The sequence below is a fragment of the Aeromicrobium sp. genome (assembly GCF_025965075.1).
Lineage (GTDB): Bacteria > Actinomycetota > Actinomycetes > Propionibacteriales > Nocardioidaceae > Aeromicrobium.
Genome location: NZ_JAOPXQ010000102.1, coordinates 1 through 17,480 on the forward strand (window position 1 = coordinate 1; position 17,480 = coordinate 17,480).

The following is a 17,480-nucleotide window of genomic DNA, read 5'->3' on the forward strand; positions in this document are numbered from 1 at the left end:
GTGCCCGGCAACGAGGTGCTGACGTTCAACGCCGAGGACGCCAAGGCCAAGTGGGCCGAGGCCGACAAGATCTCCAAGTGGAGCGGCAAGTTCCAGCTCGCCTACAACAACGACGGAGCGGGCAACAAGGAGTTCTCCGAGGCGATGGCCAACCAGATCAAGAACACGCTGGGCATCGACGCTTCGCCGAAGGCCTACCCGACGTTCGACGAGCTGCGCACGGTCGTCACCGATCGCACGATCAAGACCCCGTTCCGTACCGGTTGGCAGGCCGACTACCCGTCGATGCTCAACTACCTGGCACCGATCTACGCCACGGGCGCCGGCTCGAACGATGGTGACTACAGCAACAAGCAGTTCGACAAGCTGATCCAGGACGCCTCGGCGGCCAAGGGTGACGAGCGCTACAAGCTCATCAGCCAGGCGCAGTCGATCCTGCTCAAGGACCTGCCCGCCATCCCGCTGTGGTACCAGAACGCCACCGCAGTGACCACGGAGGACCTCAAGGGCTTCGTGTTCAACTGGAAGCAGAAGCCGGACTACTACGCACTGACGAAGTAGCTCGACCCGCACCACCGGCCGCGGGGGCAGCCCTCACCAGGGCTGCCCCCGCGTGTCGCTTTCAACCTCGGTGGCACCATGGCTCTTGGACCAAGAGCAGGTCGCTCCGGATCCATTCTTCCGACATCCCAGGAGGCCTCGTGTGGTGGTATGTCGCCAAGCGACTGCTCCAGACCATCCCGGTGTTCCTCGGGGCAACGCTGATCATCTATGCATTGGTGTTCTTGCGCCCGGGTGACCCGATCAACGGACTGATCGGCAACAAGCCGGTCTCCCCCGAGGTCAGGGAGGCGATCCGGGACCAGTACCACCTCAACGACACGTTCATCGTGCAGTGGCTGTACTTCCTCAAGGACGTCCTGACCTTCAACCCCGACTTCGTGGGCCTCGACGGCCAGCCGGTCTTCGAGAAGATCAAGAACGCCCTGCCGGTCACCGCGACCCTGGCCGTCATGGCCCTCGCGATGGACGCCGTCATCGGCATCGTCGTCGGCACGATCGCCGGCCTGCGTCGCAACGGCTGGTTCGACTCCGTGACGCTGGTCATCTCGCTGATCCTGCTGTCGATCCCGATCTTCGTCGTCGGCTTCGTCCTGCAGTTCCTGTTCGGTGTCAAGCTCGGGATCTTCCCGGCCACCGTGGGCGGTGACTGGCAGGTGACCGACCTGATCCTGCCGGCCTTCGTGCTCGCGATCGCCAACATCGCGACGACGACCCGGTTGACCCGTACGTCGGTCGCCAACAACCTGAGTGCCGACCACGTGCGTACGGCCCGGGCGAAGGGGCTGTCCAACGGCTCCGTCATCCGCAACCACGTGCTGCGCAACTCGCTCGTCCCGGTCGTGACCTACATCGGGATCAACCTCGGCTCGCTGATGGCCGGTGCCATCATCACCGAGGGCATCTTCAACGTGCAGGGGATCGGCAACCTCGCCTTCTCCGCGGTCAACCGCGGCGACGCCCCTGTCACCGTCACGGTCGTCGCCGTCATGGTCATGATCTACGTGTTCATGAGCCTGATCGTCGACCTGCTGTACGCCGTTCTCGACCCGAGGATCCGTTATGTCTGAGACACGTGAGGGGCAGGAACGCTTCGTCGCCCCGCTGGACGAGACGCCGCTGCGCGCCATCGACGCCGTCGATGTCGACGCGGTGCCCGAGAGCCAGTGGAAGGAGGCCTGGAAGCGGCTGCGCAAGTCGCCGCTGTTCTGGCTGGCCTCCGTCATCATCCTGGTGCTGGCAGTCGTGGTGGCCTTCCCGGGCCTGTTCACCAGCGCCGATCCCACCGCGGCCAAGCTCGGCAACCAGTTCGACCCGCCGAGCGAGGGACACCCCTTCGGCTACAACTTCCAGGGCGCCGACATCTGGGCCCGCACGGTCTACGGTGCGCGGGCGTCCGTCGCGGTCGGCGTGCTCGCGACGTTCCTGACGATCCTGCTCGGCATGGTGACCGGGGCGATCGCCGGCTTCTACGGCGGGTTCACCGACACGATCGTCTCGCGCCTCAGTGACATCTTCTTCTCGATCCCGCTGCTGCTGGCCTGCATCGTCGTCATCTCGGTCATCAACAACGTCTGGGAGGACCGGGGCTTCTGGGGCTCGGTCTTCGTGGTCGTCATGGCACTGGCGTTGTTCGCCTGGCCGCAGATCACCCGCCAGATGCGTGGCGCGGTCCTCGAGGTCAAGAACCTCGAGTTCGTCGACGCCGCCACCGCGATCGGCGCGTCCAAGCTGTCGAACCTGCGCCGGCACATCGTCCCCAACTCCTTGTCGCCGGTCATCGTGTCGGCGACGATCATGCTCGGCGTGTTCATCGTCTCGGAGTCGGCGCTGTCGTTCCTGGGGCTCGGTCTGCCGCAGAACATCGTGTCGTGGGGCAACGACCTGTCCGACGCGCAGAACCAGGTGCGTTCGGGGACCCATCTGGTCGTGATGTGGGTGCCGGCGACGGCCCTGGCCGTCACCGTGCTGGGCTTCGTCCTGCTGGGTGAGGCCGTCCGCGAAGCACTCGACCCGAAGGCGAGGAAGTCATGACCCTGGTAGCCACCAGCACGCACCCCCTGCTCGAGATCAAGGACCTGCGCGTCGGGTTCCGCACCGGCAAGAAGACGGTCCTCACGGCCGTCGACGGTGCCAGTCTCAGCATCTTCCCCGGCCAGACCATCGCGATCGTCGGTGAGTCCGGCTCGGGCAAGTCGACGCTGGCGCACTCGGTCATCGACCTGCTGCCGGGCTCGGGCCACGTCATGGGCGGGCAGATCCTGTTCGAGGGACACGAGATCTCGCACGCCGACCGCAAGGCCGTGCTCGCGCTGCGCGGCTCGTCGATCGGCCTCGTGCCGCAGGACCCCATGTCCAACCTCAACCCGCTGTGGAAGGTCGGCCGCCAGATCAAGGAGGCGCTCGTCGCCAACGGCGTCGCGACCGGCGCGGCGGCGGACAAGCGGGTCGTCGAGCTGCTGGAGGAGGCGGGGCTGCCCGACGCCGAGCGTCGCGCGCTGCAGTACCCGCACGAGTTCTCCGGCGGCATGCGCCAGCGGGCGCTGATCGCGATGGGCCTGGCGGCCCGGCCCAAGCTCCTGATCGCCGACGAGCCGACCTCGGCGCTCGACGTCACGGTGCAGAAGCAGATCCTGGACCACCTCGACACGCTGACCGGCACCCTCGGTGTCGCCGTCATGCTGATCACGCACGACCTGGGGCTGGCGGCCGAGCGGGCCGATCACCTCGTGGTCATGTATCGCGGCAAGATCGTGGAGTCCGGACCGGCGCTGGAGATCCTCCAGGACCCCCGGCACCCCTACACGCAGCGGCTGGTCTCGAAGGCGCCGTCGATCGCCTCGCAGCGGCTGTCGTCGGTCCAGGCACGTGCCGAGGTGCGCGAGCTGGCCGTCCAGACGGCCGCGGAGATCGCCGAGGGGATCGCCCACAGCGACGCCCAGCTCGGCGAGGGCAGCAACGACATCATCGTGGCGCAGAACCTCACCAAGGTCTTCACGCTCCGCGGCGCCAAGCCGTGGCAGAAGGTCGACTTCGCCGCGGTCGACGACGTGTCGTTCCGGTTGCGTCGTGGCACGACGACGGCGATCGTGGGGGAGTCCGGCTCGGGCAAGTCCACCGTGGCCCGCATGGTGCTGGACCTGCTGCCCCCGACGTCAGGCAACGTCGTCTTCGACGGCAGGAACATCCGGGAGCTGCGGTCCAAGGCCGAGAAGCTCCGGCTGCGCCGCCTGATGCAGCCGGTGTTCCAGAACCCGTACGCCTCGCTGGACCCGCTCTACTCGATCTACCAGTCGATCGAGGAGCCCCTGCGCACGCACGACGTGGGGACCAAGAAGGAGCGCGAGGCCAAGGTCCGTGGCCTGCTCGACAAGGTCTCGCTGCCGACGACCGTGATGTCGCGCTATCCCGGCGAGCTGTCGGGTGGCCAGCGCCAGCGCGTCGCGATCGCCCGGGCACTCGCGCTCGATCCCGAGGTCGTGATCTGCGACGAGGCGGTGTCGGCGCTGGACGTCCTGGTGCAGGCGCAGATCCTCGAGCTGCTCAACGACCTGCAGGCCGAGCTGGGCCTGAGCTATCTGTTCATCACGCACGACCTCGCGGTCGTGCGGCAGATCGCGGACGACGTCCTGGTGATGCAGAACGGCAAGGTCGTGGAGGCCTCGACGGTGTCGGCGGTGTTCGACAACCCGCGCGAGGAGTACACGCGCAAGCTGCTCGACGCGATCCCGGGAGGATCGATCTCCCTCGGCGCCTGAGCTCGCCGACGTCCGCCGGCGGGGTCCCGCGCGGCCCTTCCGGGGGCCGTCGTGGGGCCCCGCCGCGTGGCGTCGGGCGAGGGTCCGGGAGGGTGACGAAGTAGTTCCGGTGGCGGATTGACTCGATCGAACATCTGTTCGATCATGGAGCAATGACCGTTGCCGTGGCCCCGTCCCTCAGTGAGCTGCGCGAGCGCGTCAACCAGATGCAGGGCCGCCCCGCCGCCCAGCCGGTCGCGACCCACTCGGCCTTCGAGGGACTGCTGCAGCTGCAGACCGGCTCGAGCTACAGCGTCGACTCGGCCAGCCTGGCGATGGCGCTCATGGCGGGCCCGTCGGCCGACGGCGCGTGGTGCGGTGTCGTGGGGATGCCGGAGCTGGGCCTGGAGGCGGCCGCCGCTGCCGGCGTCGAGCTGCGGCGCACGATCCTGGTCCCGGATCCCGGCGACGCGTGGCTCGAGGTCACCGCGGCGCTGATCGACGTCCTGGGTGTCGTGATGCTGTCGGCCCCCTCGGTGCCCACGGCCAAGGACGTCAGCCGGATCGGCGCCCGCCTGCGGCAGCGGGGCAGCGTCCTGATCGCGCACGGCGACTGGCCGCGCAGCGAGGCGCGGGTCGCGATGCGCGAAGTCGAGTGGGTCGGGGTGGGGCGCGGGCACGGCCACCTGCAGGCCCGCCGGGTGACCGTCGAGGTCCGCCGGGGGACGGCGCCGGCGCGCACCGGCCGGTTGTGGTTCCCCGACGCGGACCAGGTCATCCGCCGGGTCGAGGCCGCCCCCGCGGTCGAGGTCCCGACCCGGCTGCGGAGCGTGTCATGAGCCGCACGATGGTGCTCTGGGCGCCCGACTGGCCGATCGTCGCGATCGACGTGCCGGCCACGACCCCCGCCGCGGTGCTCGACAAGGGGCAGGTGCTGGCCTGCTCGCAGGCGGCCCGGGCCGAGGGCGTGCGCCGGGGGATGCGTCGGCGCGATGCCCAGTCGCGGTGCCCGGGACTGGTCCTGCACGATCACAACGCGGATGCCGAGGCGCGGGCGTTCGAGGCGGTCCTCACGGCGATCGAGGAGCTCAGCCCGGGGGTCGCACCGCTGCGACCGGGACTGTGCGCGATCTCGGTGCCAGCCCGGTTCTACGGCGGCGAGGCCGAGGCGGCGGCGGTCATCGCCGAGCGGCTGGTGGGCCTCGGGGTCTGGGACGTCCGGGCCGGGATCGCCGACGGGCTGTTCGCCGCCGAGCAGGCCGCCCGCCGGGCGCTGGCCCAGGACAGCCTCGTGGTCCCCGCCGGGGGATCGGGGCAGTTCCTGCGGGACCTGCCGATCGACGCCCTGGACGACGCGGACCTGGTCGGGCTGCTGCGCCGGATGGGCCTGCTGACGCTGGGCGACTTCGCCTCGTTGCCGGCCGCCGACGTGCACACCCGCTTCGGCACGCACGGGGCCCTGCTGCACCGCCTCGCCCGGGGCGATGACGCCCAGCCGATCAGCCGCCGGCAGGTGCCGCCGGAGTTCGAGGCCACGCTGATGCTGGAGCCGCCGCTGGAGCTCGTCGAGCCGATCGCGTTCAGCCTGCGCACGACGGCGGAGGGATTCGTCACCGACCTGGCCGGCCACGGGCTGGTCTGCACCACGGTCCTGATCGAGGTCGACTCCGACGGCTCGCTCGCGACGTCGCGGCGATGGATGCACCCGCGCTGGTTCGGGGCGACCGACCTGATCGACCGGGTCCGCTGGCAGCTCCAGGTCGACGGTGCGATCCGGGCCCCGGTCGACGCGGTGCGTCTGATCCCCGAGGTCACCGAGCCGCTGGGCGATCACGCCGACGGCCTCTTCGGCGGCGGCCCGGACGAGCGTGTCGAGCGCGGGGTCGCCCGGGTGCAGAGCATCGTGGGCCACGAGGCGGTCGTGTCGGTCACGGTCCAGGGCGGACGTGGCCCCGCGGAGCGCCGGCTGCTCACGCCCTGGGGCGAGCGGCCGGTGGCGGCCCGCGCGGCGGGGCTGCCGTGGCCCGGGAGCCTGCCGCCCCCCGCGCCGGCGACGGTCTATGCCGAGCCGCGCCAGGCCATGGTCGTCGGCGCCGAGGGGCAGCCGATCGGCGTCACGGGGCGCGGGATCGTGACGGGAGAGCCGGCCCGCTTCCGCGCCGGGGCGACCCAGGACTGGCAGCCGGTCGCGTCGTGGGCCGGCCCGTGGCCCGTCGACGAGCAGTGGTGGGACGAGGCCGCGGCCCGGCGGATCGCCCGCTTCCAGGTCGTCGGCGTCGACGGCAGCGCCTTCCTGATGATCGTGGAGGGCGGCCACTGGTGGGTCGAGGCGTGCTATGACTGACCACCCGAACCGCGAGTGGCGCAATTCGAAGGTTTTGGGACGGCGTGTCGTCCAGATCTGCGCCACTCGGGGACGGGTTTGCGCCACTCGCGGGGGTGGCGTCCCGTGAACTGGAACAACCCGGACATGCCGTGGCGGGAGCTCGAGCGACGGTTGTCGGGACGCACCGAGCCCGACGGCGGCGACGCGCCCGGCTGGTCCCGCAAACGTACGAAGACCGGTCCCAAGGAGATCGAGGGGCCGGCCACGCCGGTCGTCCCCTACGCCGAGCTCCACTGCCACAGCCACTTCAGCTTCCTCGACGGCGCGAGCGGACCGGACGCCCTGGTCGAGGAGGCCATCGGGCTGGGGCTGCACGGCCTGGCGCTGACCGACCACGACGGCTTCTACGGCGCTCCCCGGTTCGCCGAGGAGGTCAGCAAGTACCCCGACCGCGGGCTCCGTACGATCTACGGCGCCGAGCTGTCGCTGGGCCTGCGCGCGCCCCAGAACGGGGTCGCCGATCCCGAGGGCTCCCACCTGCTGGTGCTGGCCCGCGGGGTCGAGGGCTACCACCGGCTCGCCGCGGCGATCACTGACGCCCAGCTGCGCGGGGACGAGAAGGGGCGCCCCGTCTACGACCTCGATGAGCTCGCCGACCGGGGCCGCGACCACTGGGTCGTGCTGACCGGCTGCCGCAAGGGGCACGTCCGCCAGGCGCTCGCGGCCGGCGGGCGGGAGGCCGCGGCCCGCGAGCTCGACCGGCTCACCGGGATGTTCGGCATCGACAACGTCGCGGTCGAGCTGATCGACCACGGCTTCCCGGTCGACAGCGCCGCCAACGACGCCCTCGCCGACCTGGCCCGCGACCACGGCCTCGGGACGATCGCCAGCAACAATGTCCACTTCGCCCGCCCCGCGGCGGGCCGGCTCGCCGCCGTCATGGCGGCGGTGCGCGCCCGCCGCAGCCTCGCCGACATGGACGGCTGGCTGCCGGCCACCGGCGCGGCCCACCTGCGGTCGGGGGCCGAGATGCGCCGGGTGTTCGCCCGCTACCCGGGCGCCGTCGGACGTACCGTCCCGCTCGCCGACGAGCTGGCGTTCGACCTGCGCGCGGCGACCCCCCGGCTGCCGCGCCGTGGCATCCCCGAGGGGCACACCGCGATGAGCTGGCTGCGGGTCCTGGCCGAGCGCGGCATCAAGGACCGTTATGCGTACGACGAGGAGCTCGCGCGCGAGCGCATCGAGCGCGAGCTCGCGGTCATCGAGGAGAAGGACTTCCCGGGCTACTTCCTGATCGTCCACGACATCGTCGCCGAGGCCCGCCGTCGCGGCATCCTGTGCCAGGGCCGGGGCTCCTCGGCCAACTCCGCGCTCTGCTACGCCCTCAAGATCACCGCGATCGACTCGATCAAGTTCGACTTGCCGTTCGAGCGCTTCCTCGCCACGACCCGGGAGGAGGAGCCGGACATCGACGTCGACTTCGACTCCGACCGGCGCGAGGAGATCATCCAGTGGGTCTACGACACGTACGGCCGGCACAACGCCGCGCAGGTCGCCAACGTCATCAGCTATCGGCCGCGCTCGGCGATCCGGGACGCGGCCAAGGCGCTGGGCCACTCGACGGGGCAGCAGGACGCGTGGTCCAAGCAGATCGACGCGTGGGGGTCGATCGGCGCCGAGGACGTCGCGGGCGTGCCGGGACCGGTCGTCGGGATCGCCCAGCAGCTGCTGACGGCGCCCCGGCACCTGGGCATCCACTCCGGCGGGATGATCCTGACCGAGCGACCCATCGGCGAGGTCTGCCCCATCGAGCGCGGCCGGATGGACCGCCGCACGGTCCTGCAGTGGGACAAGGACGCCTGCGAGTACATGGGGCTGGTCAAGTTCGACCTGCTGGGGCTCGGGATGCTGGGCGCCCTCGACCACACGATGCGGATCGTCACGGAGCACCTGGGCGAGCAGTGGGACCTCGACTCGATCCCCAAGGAGGAGGCCGGTGTCTACGACATGCTGTGCCGGGCCGACTCGGTCGGGGTGTTCCAGGTCGAGAGCCGGGCGCAGATCGGGACGCTGCCGCGGCTCAAGCCCCGTCGGGCGTACGACCTGGCGATCGAGATCGCCCTGATCCGGCCCGGCCCGATCCAGGGTGGTGCGGTGCACCCCTACATCCGCCGCGCGATGGGCAAGGAGCCGATCACCTATCCGCACCCGATCCTCGAGAAGGTCCTCGCGCGCACCAAGGGCATCCCGCTGTTCCAGGAGCAGCTCATGCAGATGGCGATCGCGATCGGCGACTGCACGGGCGACGAGGCCGACCTGCTCCGCCGGGCGATGGGGTCCAAGCGCGGGGTCGAGCGGATCGAGTCGCTCGAGCAGAAGCTCTACGCCGGGATGCAGCGGCACGGGCTGAGCAAGGAGGAGTCGGACGTCATCTATCTCAAGATCAAGTCCTTCGCCAACTTCGGCTTCGCCGAGAGCCACGCCCTGAGCTTCTCGCTGCTGGTCTACGCCAGCTCGTGGCTCAAGCTGCACTACCCGGGTGCCTTCCTCGCCGCGCTGCTGCGCAACCAGCCCATGGGGTTCTACTCACCGCAGTCGTTGACCGGCGACGCCCGCCGCCACGGGGTCAAGGTCCTGCGGCCCGACATCGTGCACTCCCGGGCGCAGGCCGACCTCGAGCCGCTCGGCGACGGGGGAGCGACGGGGCGCGACGCGTGCCTCGAGCGGGACCAGCCACCGGTGCCCGACTTCGTCCCCGGCACGCCGGACCCGACGCCGGAGCACCGACGCGACGGCGCCTTCGCCGTACGTCTGGGGCTCGACGAGGTGCAGGGGATCGGGCCGGAGGTCGCGCAGCGGATCGTGGCGGTGCGGGAGGAGCGGCCGTTCCGGGACATGGCCGACGTGTCCCGGCGGGCGGGGCTGTCGGTCGCCCAGATGGAGTCACTGGCGACGGCCGGTGCGTTCGACGCGTTCGGGCTGTCCCGACGACAGGCGCTGTGGAGCGCGGGCTACGCGCAGAGCATCGACCAGCTCGAGGGCACCGCGGTCGAGGCGCCCCCGCCGATGCTGCCGGGCATGAGCGAGGTCGAGATCACGATGGCCGACCTGTGGGCGACCCGGATCTCGCCCGAGACCCATCCGATCGAGCACCTCCGGCCGCTGCTGCAGGGGGAGGGGATCCTGTCGGTCGCCGACTCGTTCGTCGCCGAGCCCGCCCGCCGGGTCAAGGTCGCCGGGCTCATCACCCACCGGCAACGCCCGGCGACGGCCGTGGGGGTCACATTCCTCAACATCGAGGACGAGACCGGGATGCTCAACGTCGTGTGTTCCGAGGCGTTGTGGAAGCGCTACCGGACGGTCGGGCGCAATGCCGCCGGGATGGTCATCCGGGGGATCCTCGAGCGCAGCCCCGAGGGGGTCACCAACCTGGTGGCCGACAAGCTCATGCGGATCGAGGAGGTCTATCCCGAGGCCGGCCGGGCCATCCCCGCCAAGCACCGCGGCCGCGACTTCCAGTGACGGTGACCCCACGCATGGGTCTGCGGACCTGGTCCGCGGTCGACGACGTGTCGATGAAGGTGTCCTACTTAGGGTTGACGTGACTTTAAGTCGCCGCTAGGCTGCCTTAGAGTCACTGTCACCTTAAGTCCGGGAAGGACGGCGTACGACGATGCAGACCTCGATCGACCAGCGGGTGTCCCTCGCGGTCTCGACCGTCATCTTCGCGCTGCGCCCGCATCCCGACACCGGGCTGACGACGCTCTGGCTGCCGCTGGTGCGCCGGATCCGCGAGCCGTACGAAGGGCAATGGGCCCTCCCCGGCGGCCCGTTGGAGGCCCACGAGGACCTCGCCGCCAGCGCCCGCCACACCCTCGAGCGGACGACGGGACTGACCCCCAACTACCTCGAGCAGCTCTACGCCTTCGGCAACGTCGACCGCTCGCCCGACGACCGGGTCGTCTCGATCGTCTACTGGGCGCTGGTGCAGCCGCACGAGGTCGCCCGGGCCGTCGACGGCGAGAACGTCGAGTGGTTCGTCGCCGACGAGCTGCCCCCGCTGGCGTTCGACCACTCCGCGATCGTCGACTACGCCCTGGCCCGACTGCGCGCCAAGATCACCTACACACCCATCGCGCACGCGTTCCTGCCACCCGAGTTCACCCTCGCCGACCTGCGAGCCGTCCACGAGGCCGTCCTGCGGACCACGCTGGACCCGGCCAACTTCCGCCGGCAGGTGCTCGCGACCAAGACCCTCGTCCCCACCGGCACGTGCCTGCAGGGCACGAGCCACCGTCCCCCCGCGCTGTTCCGCTTCGAGGCCGGCGCCTCCATCCCCGCCCCCGAGGAGCGCAGATGAGTTCCGTCAACACCCAGATCGTCGACCAGCCCGCCCAGAGCTGTGACGTCGAGCTCGCGAAGGGGCCGTGGGAGTTCGACACGTTCCCCGGCTACGGCCCCGGCGCGTCGGAGGACGATGTCATCCCCGAGCCGGTCGTCCGTCCCGGCCAGCTCCCCGCGGCCTACCAGCGCATGAGCGACGAGGAGCTGCACGCCAGGATCGTGGCCGCCAAGGAGACGCTCGGCGACCGGCTGGTCATCCTGGGGCACTTCTACCAGCGCGACGAGGTCATCCAGTACGCCGACTTCGTCGGGGACTCGTTCCAGCTCGCCAACGCCGCGCTGACCAAGCCGGACGCCGACACGATCGTGTTCTGCGGCGTGCACTTCATGGCCGAGACGGCCGACATCCTGGCCCGTCCCGACCAGAAGGTCATCCTGCCCAACCTGGCGGCCGGCTGCTCGATGGCCGACATGGCCGACGAGGACTCGGTCGAGGCGTGCTGGGAGGAGCTGACCGAGATCTACGGCAGCGAGCCGGACGCGGACGGCAAGCAGCCGATCATCCCGGTGACCTACATGAACTCCTCGGCCGCCCTCAAGGCGTTCTGCGGCAAGCACGGCGGCATCGTGTGCACCTCGTCGAATGCCGCCACGGTCCTGGAGTGGGCCTTCGAGCGTGGCCAGCGCGTCCTGTTCTTCCCCGACCAGCACCTGGGCCGCAACACCGCCAAGGCGATGGGCATCCCGCTCGAGCTCATGCCGATGTGGAACCCCCGCAAACCGCTGGGCGGCAACACCGAGGCCGAGATCGCCGACGCCCGGGTCATCCTGTGGCACGGCTTCTGCTCGGTGCACAAGCGCTTCACCGTCGCGCAGATCGACAAGGCCCGCGCGGAGCACCCCGGCGTCAAGGTCATCGTCCACCCCGAGAGCCCCATGCCGGTCGTGGACGCCGCGGACGCGGCCGGCTCGACCGACGCGATCCGCAAGTTCGTCATCGCCTCCGAGCCCGGCGACACGATCGCGATCGGGACCGAGATCAACATGGTCAACCGGCTCGCGGCGGAGTTCCCCGATCGGACGATCTTCTGCCTCGACCCGGTCGTCTGCCCGTGCTCGACGATGTACCGGATCCACCCGGGCTACCTCGCCTGGACCCTCGACGGTCTCGTCCAGGGCGAGGTCCACAACCAGATCGTCGTCCCCGACGCGATCGCCACCGACGCCAAGGTCGCGCTCGAGCGGATGCTCGCCGCGCTCCCGAAGTAAAGGACGGCACCATGACCAGCATCATCGTCGTCGGCAGCGGGATCGCGGGCATGACCGCGGCCCTGGAGGCCGTGGACTCGTACGACGTCACGCTCCTGACCAAGGCCGATCTGGCCCAGAGCAACACCAGGTACGCCCAGGGGGGCGTCGCGGTCGTGATCGACGCGATGGCCGACCCGGGCGCGCCCCGGCTGGGCGACACCGTCGAGTCGCACGTCGCCGACACGCTCGTCGCCGGTGCCGGGCTGAGCGATCCCGAGACGGTCCGCATCCTGTGCGAGGAGGGGCCCGAGGTCATCGACGAGCTGGTCGCCCGCGGCGTCCAGTTCGACCGCCGCGACGGCGAGCTGTCCCACGGCCTGGAGGCCGCGCACGCGTACGCCCGCATCCTGCACGCCGGCGGCGACGCGACGGGCGCGGGCATCGCGTACGCCCTGATCGACCGCGTCCGCGAGAGCCGCGTTGTCGTTCGTGAGCAGACCACCGTCGTCGACCTGGTCGTGGAGCGCGGCACTGTCGTCGGTGTCCGGCTGCTCGGCGGCGAGGAGCTCCGGGCAGACGCCGTCATCCTGGCGACCGGGGGAGCGGGGCAGCTCTACCCCTACACGACCAACCCCGAGGTCGCGACGGCCGACGGCCTGGGCATGGCGCTGCGGGCCGGGACGATCGCGGCGGACCTGGAGTTCTACCAGTTCCACCCGACCTCGCTCGATGCTCCCGGCAACTTCCTGGTCTCCGAGGCGGTCCGTGGCGAGGGCGCCGTGCTGATCGACGCCGACGGCAAGCGGTTCATGCTCGACGTGCACCCCGACGCCGAGCTCGCGCCGCGCGACGTCGTCGCCCGTGGCATCGCGCAGCAGATGGCTCGCCAGCCCGGCATCCCGGTGCGCCTCGACGCGACGGCGCTCGGTGCCGAGTTCCTCGCGAAGCGGTTCCCCAACATCGACGCCGCCTGCCGTGCACAGGGCTACGACTGGGGTGTCGTGCCGATCCCCGTCACCCCGGCGGCGCACTACTACATGGGTGGCATCCGCACCGACGAGTGGGGACGCACGTCGGTCCCCGGGCTGTACGCGATCGGGGAGGCCGCGTGCAACGGGCTCCACGGCGCCAACCGGCTGGCGTCCAACTCGCTGCTCGAGGGGGCCGTCTACGGCACCCGGGTCGTCGAGGCGATCAGGGACCCGAAGCCCGTCGTGCCCTTCGCCGACGACTGGTCGGCCCCGCTGGACCTCGACCTGTCCGAGGACCCCGGCGCCGAGGACGTCAGCCGCGCCGACCTGCAGCAGATCATGTGGGACGCCGCCGGACTGGCCCGCACCGGCGCCGACCTCGAGCAGGCCGCCGCCGAGCTCTGTCGGTGGAGGTCGCCCGCGGTGACCGACGCCAAGGCCGCGGAGGATGCCAACCTCCTGGTCGTCGCCCGCGCCGTGATCGCCAGCGCCCTGGCCCGGCAGGAGTCGCGCGGCGGCCACTACCGGACCGACTTTCCGCAGACCGACCCCGCCCGGGCCAACCACTCCTCGATCGCCTCGACCGGAGGCCGGACCCATGCTTGAGCGCCGGCAGATCCAGCGCGTCGTCGACGCGGCCCTCGACGAGGACGCGCCGTTCGGCGACCTGACCTCCCAGACCCTCGTACCCGCCACCGCCGTGGCGCGCGCCGAGCTCGTCGCCCGGGAGCCCGGCGTACTCGCCGGCGCGGACGTCTTCGAGGTCGCGATGACGACCCTCGACCCGGCCGTCAAGGTCACGCTCGAGGCTCGTGACGGCGACAGCTTCGACACGGGGGCCGTCCTGGCCCGTGTGGAGGGGCCCGCCCGCGTGGTCCTGCAGGCCGAGCGGGTCGCGCTCAACCTCGTGCAGCGGATGACCGGCATCGCGACGCTGACCCGGACGTACGTCGAGGCGGTCGCGGGCACCGGGGCGCGGGTCGTCGACACCCGCAAGACCACGCCGGGGCTGCGCGCCCTGGAGCGGCACGCCGTGCGCTGCGGCGGCGGCCACAACCACCGCTACTCGCTGTCGGACGCCGTCATGGCCAAGGACAACCACCTCGCGGTCATCCCCGACATCACCGCGGCGCTGCGGCAGGCCCGGGTCGACCTGCCGCACACGACCCACATCGAGGTCGAGGTCGACCGGCTCGAGCAGATCGACGCGGTCCTGGCCTCCGAGGCGGTCGGGACGATCATGCTCGACAACTTCAGCCTCGACGACCTGCGCGCGGGGGTCGAGCGGATCGCGGGTCGCGCCCTGGTCGAGGCCAGCGGCGGCATCACGCTCGACACGATCGCGGACGTGGCCCGCACCGGGGTCGACGTGATCTCGGTCGGCGCGCTGACCCACAGCGTCCGTGCCCTCGACCTCGGGCTCGACATCACGGTCTCGTGATCTACCTCGACGAGGCCGCCACGACCCCCGTCAAGCGGGAGGTCCTCGAGGCGATGTGGCCCTATCTGGGACCCGAGTTCGGCAATCCCTCGAGCCACCACGAGGTGGGGGAGGCGGCCCGCGAGGCGCTGGAGCGGGCGCGCGCCGACGTCGCGTCGGTCCTGGGCGCCAGGGCCTCGGAGATCACCTTCACCTCGGGCGGCACGGAGTCCGACAACGCCGCGGTCAAGGGCATCGCCCTGGCGTCGACGGGCCGGCACGTCATCGTGTCGGCGGTCGAGCATCCGGCGGTCCTGGAGTCGGCGGCCTGGCTGGGGAGGATCGGCTACGACATCACGGTCCTGCCCGTCCGGCCGGACGGAGGAGTGGAGCCCAGGACGCTCGCCGAGGCCCTGCGGGACGACACCGCGGTGGTCAGCATCCAGCTCGCCAACAACGAGGTCGGCACGATCCAGCCGATCGCCGAGCTCAGCCGGATCACGGGGAAGCGGGGCGTGCCGTTCCACACCGACGCGGTCCAGGCCGCCGGATGGCTCGACCTCGACGTCGACCGACTCGGCGTGCAGGCCATGAGCATCTCGGGCCACAAGCTCGGCGCCCCCAAGGGGATCGGGATCCTCTACGTACGTCGGCGGGTCCCGTGCGAGCCGCTGCTCCACGGCGGCGGTCAGGAGGCCGGACGCCGTTCCGGCACCGAGAATGTCGCCGCGGCGGTGGGCATCGCCGCGGCGCTCCGTCTGGCCGGTGGCCTCGCGGACGACGTCGTGCGGCGCCGGGACGCCTTCATCGCCCGGGTGCTGGCCGAGGTCCCCGGTGCGGAGCTGACCGGCCACCCGGTCGCCCGGCTGCCCGGCAGCGCCTCGTTCGTCTTCCCGGGGCGCAGCGGCGAGTCGATCCTGCTCGACCTCGAGCGTCGCGGCATCGTCAGCTCCAGCGGCTCGGCCTGCGCGGCCGGCAGCGACGAGCCGAGCCACGTGCTGACGGCGATGGGATGTCCCGCCGAGATCGCCCAGACCGCCGTGCGGTTCACCTTCGGCCGCGGCACGACCGCCGAGGAGCTCGATCGCGTGGCCGACGAGCTGGCCGCCCTCGGCGCCTGACACCGGCGTCATCGCGAGGCGAACGCGGAGTGCGACCGTGGCCGGTGCGGCTCGTGCCGGGATGCGACGGGGATCGCCCGACATGCCGTAGGGCCCTTGGTCCCCCTACACTGATCGCGTCTGTGTCAGCCGCGGGGGCGACGATCATCCGGGATCCGGGTGGACGTGTCTGCGCACACCAGGGGGAAGTGCTCGATGGTCAAGGAATCCACGCGCGATTCAGGTGTGTCCGTGCAGGATCGTCAGCGAGATCGCGCCGCCCGCGGAGTGCGCTCACGGTCGGCCGTGGCCTCGATGACGTCCGAGCGTCCCTCCCCGCCGCGACGCCGACGCCCGGCCCTCGCCGCGCTGGCCGTGCTGCTGATCGTGGGCGGTGCCGCCCTCGCCGGTCTGCTGGCCCTGCGGCTGGACTCGCGTGAGCCCGTGCTGATCCTCAAGCAGGACGTGTCGGCCGGTGCCAAGATCACGGCGGACATGCTGGGCACGACCCCCGTCGCGAGCGAGGGTCTGGCCCTCGTCCCGGAGAGCCAGGCGGACTCGGTCATCGGTACGTACGCGCGCTCGGCCCTGTCGAAGGGCCAGCTGCTCGACACGACGGTCCTCACGACGGCGGAGCCGTTCGGCACCAACCAGGTCCAGGTCGGCGTGCCCCTCGTCGACGGGCAGATCCCCCCGGGACTGCGCTCGGGCGACGAGGTCCGCATCGTCCGGCTGGGTGACGGCAACACGCCGGTGCAGCCGCTGGCGGTCGGACTGGTCCTCGGCGCGTCCGGCAGTGAAGAGGGCGGCCTGGCCAGCGGCGGCACCACGACGTCGACCGGGACGGTCCTGGTCCCGGCGCTCGCCGCCGACTCGGTCGTCGACGCCTCGGGCAACGAGCTGCTCGGCATGTCCCTGATCCGCCGCGGTGTCGCCGTCGACGACGCACGCCTCCAGGTGCTCGGGGGCCGCTGATGAGCCTCATCGCCTTCGCCTCGGCCAAGGGCTCGCCGGGCGTGACCCAGACCGTGACCGGGCTCGCCTCGGTGTGGCCGCGTGAGGCCGTCGTCGCCGACCTCGACCCGGTAGGAGGCGACGTGGGGCTGCGCCTGCGCCGCGACGACGGGCTGCCGCTCGACCACGACAACGGCCTGCTGTCCTACGGCGCAGCCCTCCGCGGCGGCAAGGACGCCGCGCTCGACGAGCACCTCCAGGTCGCCGAGAACGGCAACCGCGTGCTGGTCGGCGTGGCCGGTCCCGGCCAGGTGCAGGGTCTGGGACCCGCCTGGCCCTACATCGGTGCCGCACTGCGCGGCTCGACCCCCGACGTGCTGGCCGACTGCGGCCGTCTGGGCCCCGGATCGCCCGTGCTGCCGGTCGTCGAGCGCGCCTCGGCCCTCGTCATGGTCGCCCGGTCCGACGTCGCCGCCCTGTCCCACCTGCGGGAGCGCCTCGTGTGGCTGTCGGAGTCGCTGCGCGCCGGCGGCGGTGACCCCGTGCCGACCGGCGTGCTGCTGGTCGGCGACGCCGGCGACCAGCGCAGCGTCGACGACCTCGCCCGCCTGCTCGCGTCGGGCGGCATCGACGCCCCGGTGCTGGGCACCGTGGCGTACGACCCCAAGACCGTGCGCGCGCTGCTGACCGTGGGGGAGCGGACCCTGCGCCGCTCGCTGTTCGTCCGTTCGCTGCTCGACGTCGCGTCCCGCGTGCAGGCCCTCGTGGCCGTGCGCGAGCCGGTGTGGACCCCCGAGACGGCGCAGGTGGTCTGAC

13 protein-coding genes and 1 pseudogene are annotated in these 17,480 nt (G+C 71.4%); all 14 read left to right on the top strand.

Annotated elements, in window-relative coordinates; translation table 11 throughout:
- Positions 1-561: pseudogene (locus tag JWQ91_RS06640) on the top strand (ABC transporter substrate-binding protein); the annotation flags it as partial.
- Between the two features lie 140 nt (positions 562-701).
- The gene (locus JWQ91_RS06645; protein ID WP_297782073.1) at positions 702-1,631 is read left to right on the top strand and encodes an ABC transporter permease; all 930 of its coding nucleotides are present in this window, start codon (positions 702-704) and stop codon (positions 1,629-1,631) included.
- Positions 1,624-2,595, top strand: a complete 972-nt coding sequence (locus JWQ91_RS06650; RefSeq protein ID WP_297782074.1) for an ABC transporter permease — start codon at positions 1,624-1,626, stop codon at positions 2,593-2,595. The genes JWQ91_RS06645 and JWQ91_RS06650 overlap by 8 nt, the downstream gene beginning before the upstream one ends.
- Positions 2,592-4,319, top strand: a complete 1,728-nt coding sequence (locus JWQ91_RS06655) for an ABC transporter ATP-binding protein (protein WP_297782075.1) — start codon at positions 2,592-2,594, stop codon at positions 4,317-4,319. The genes JWQ91_RS06650 and JWQ91_RS06655 overlap by 4 nt, the downstream gene beginning before the upstream one ends.
- A gap of 152 nt (positions 4,320-4,471) precedes the next feature.
- Positions 4,472-5,137 (top strand): hypothetical protein, encoded by a 666-nt coding sequence (locus JWQ91_RS06660; protein ID WP_297782076.1) that lies wholly within the window; start codon positions 4,472-4,474, stop codon positions 5,135-5,137.
- Entirely contained in the window at positions 5,134-6,642 is a 1,509-nt protein-coding gene (locus JWQ91_RS06665) for a DNA polymerase Y family protein (protein ID WP_297782077.1), read from the top strand. The genes JWQ91_RS06660 and JWQ91_RS06665 overlap by 4 nt, the downstream gene beginning before the upstream one ends.
- 105 nt (positions 6,643-6,747) lie before the next feature.
- The gene (locus JWQ91_RS06670) at positions 6,748-10,146 is read left to right on the top strand and encodes an error-prone DNA polymerase (protein WP_297782078.1); all 3,399 of its coding nucleotides are present in this window, start codon (positions 6,748-6,750) and stop codon (positions 10,144-10,146) included.
- Between the two features lie 151 nt (positions 10,147-10,297).
- Positions 10,298-10,984 (top strand): NUDIX domain-containing protein, encoded by a 687-nt coding sequence (locus JWQ91_RS06675; protein WP_297782079.1) that lies wholly within the window; start codon positions 10,298-10,300, stop codon positions 10,982-10,984.
- A complete protein-coding gene (gene nadA / locus JWQ91_RS06680; protein WP_297782080.1) occupies positions 10,981-12,237 on the top strand; it encodes a quinolinate synthase NadA in 1,257 nt (418 codons plus the stop codon). Before JWQ91_RS06675 ends, nadA begins: the two co-directional genes overlap by 4 nt.
- A gap of 11 nt (positions 12,238-12,248) precedes the next feature.
- The gene (gene nadB / locus JWQ91_RS06685; protein WP_297782081.1) at positions 12,249-13,796 is read left to right on the top strand and encodes an L-aspartate oxidase; all 1,548 of its coding nucleotides are present in this window, start codon (positions 12,249-12,251) and stop codon (positions 13,794-13,796) included.
- Positions 13,789-14,631 (top strand): carboxylating nicotinate-nucleotide diphosphorylase, encoded by an 843-nt coding sequence (nadC, locus tag JWQ91_RS06690; RefSeq protein ID WP_297782082.1) that lies wholly within the window; start codon positions 13,789-13,791, stop codon positions 14,629-14,631. Before nadB ends, nadC begins: the two co-directional genes overlap by 8 nt.
- On the top strand, positions 14,628-15,731 hold the full coding sequence (locus JWQ91_RS06695; protein WP_297782083.1) for a cysteine desulfurase family protein: 1,104 nt from the start codon (positions 14,628-14,630) through the stop codon (positions 15,729-15,731). The genes nadC and JWQ91_RS06695 overlap by 4 nt, the downstream gene beginning before the upstream one ends.
- Positions 15,732-16,025: 294 nt before the next feature.
- Positions 16,026-16,685, top strand: coding sequence for an SAF domain-containing protein (locus JWQ91_RS06700; RefSeq protein WP_297782117.1), 660 nt, complete (start codon positions 16,026-16,028; stop codon positions 16,683-16,685).
- Complete coding sequence (locus tag JWQ91_RS06705; RefSeq protein ID WP_297782084.1) at positions 16,685-17,479, top strand: hypothetical protein; 795 nt, start codon at positions 16,685-16,687, stop codon at positions 17,477-17,479. Before JWQ91_RS06700 ends, JWQ91_RS06705 begins: the two co-directional genes overlap by 1 nt.
- The last annotated feature ends 1 nt before the right edge of the window (position 17,480 follow it).

What these genes read in the sequence shown, in the direction of transcription:
- nadB (WP_297782081.1), top strand. Translation starts at nt 12,249, where the DNA reads ATGACCAGCATCATCGTCGTCGGCAGCGGGATCGCGGGCATGACCGCG.
- JWQ91_RS06655 (WP_297782075.1), top strand. Translation starts at nt 2,592, where the DNA reads ATGACCCTGGTAGCCACCAGCACGCACCCCCTGCTCGAGATCAAGGAC.
- nadA (WP_297782080.1), top strand. Translation starts at nt 10,981, where the DNA reads ATGAGTTCCGTCAACACCCAGATCGTCGACCAGCCCGCCCAGAGCTGT.
- JWQ91_RS06650 (WP_297782074.1), top strand. Translation starts at nt 1,624, where the DNA reads ATGTCTGAGACACGTGAGGGGCAGGAACGCTTCGTCGCCCCGCTGGAC.
- JWQ91_RS06660 (WP_297782076.1), top strand. Translation starts at nt 4,472, where the DNA reads ATGACCGTTGCCGTGGCCCCGTCCCTCAGTGAGCTGCGCGAGCGCGTC.
- nadC (WP_297782082.1), top strand. Translation starts at nt 13,789, where the DNA reads ATGCTTGAGCGCCGGCAGATCCAGCGCGTCGTCGACGCGGCCCTCGAC.
- JWQ91_RS06700 (WP_297782117.1), top strand. Translation starts at nt 16,026, where the DNA reads ATGACGTCCGAGCGTCCCTCCCCGCCGCGACGCCGACGCCCGGCCCTC.
- JWQ91_RS06705 (WP_297782084.1), top strand. Translation starts at nt 16,685, where the DNA reads ATGAGCCTCATCGCCTTCGCCTCGGCCAAGGGCTCGCCGGGCGTGACC.
- JWQ91_RS06665 (WP_297782077.1), top strand. Translation starts at nt 5,134, where the DNA reads ATGAGCCGCACGATGGTGCTCTGGGCGCCCGACTGGCCGATCGTCGCG.
- JWQ91_RS06675 (WP_297782079.1), top strand. Translation starts at nt 10,298, where the DNA reads ATGCAGACCTCGATCGACCAGCGGGTGTCCCTCGCGGTCTCGACCGTC.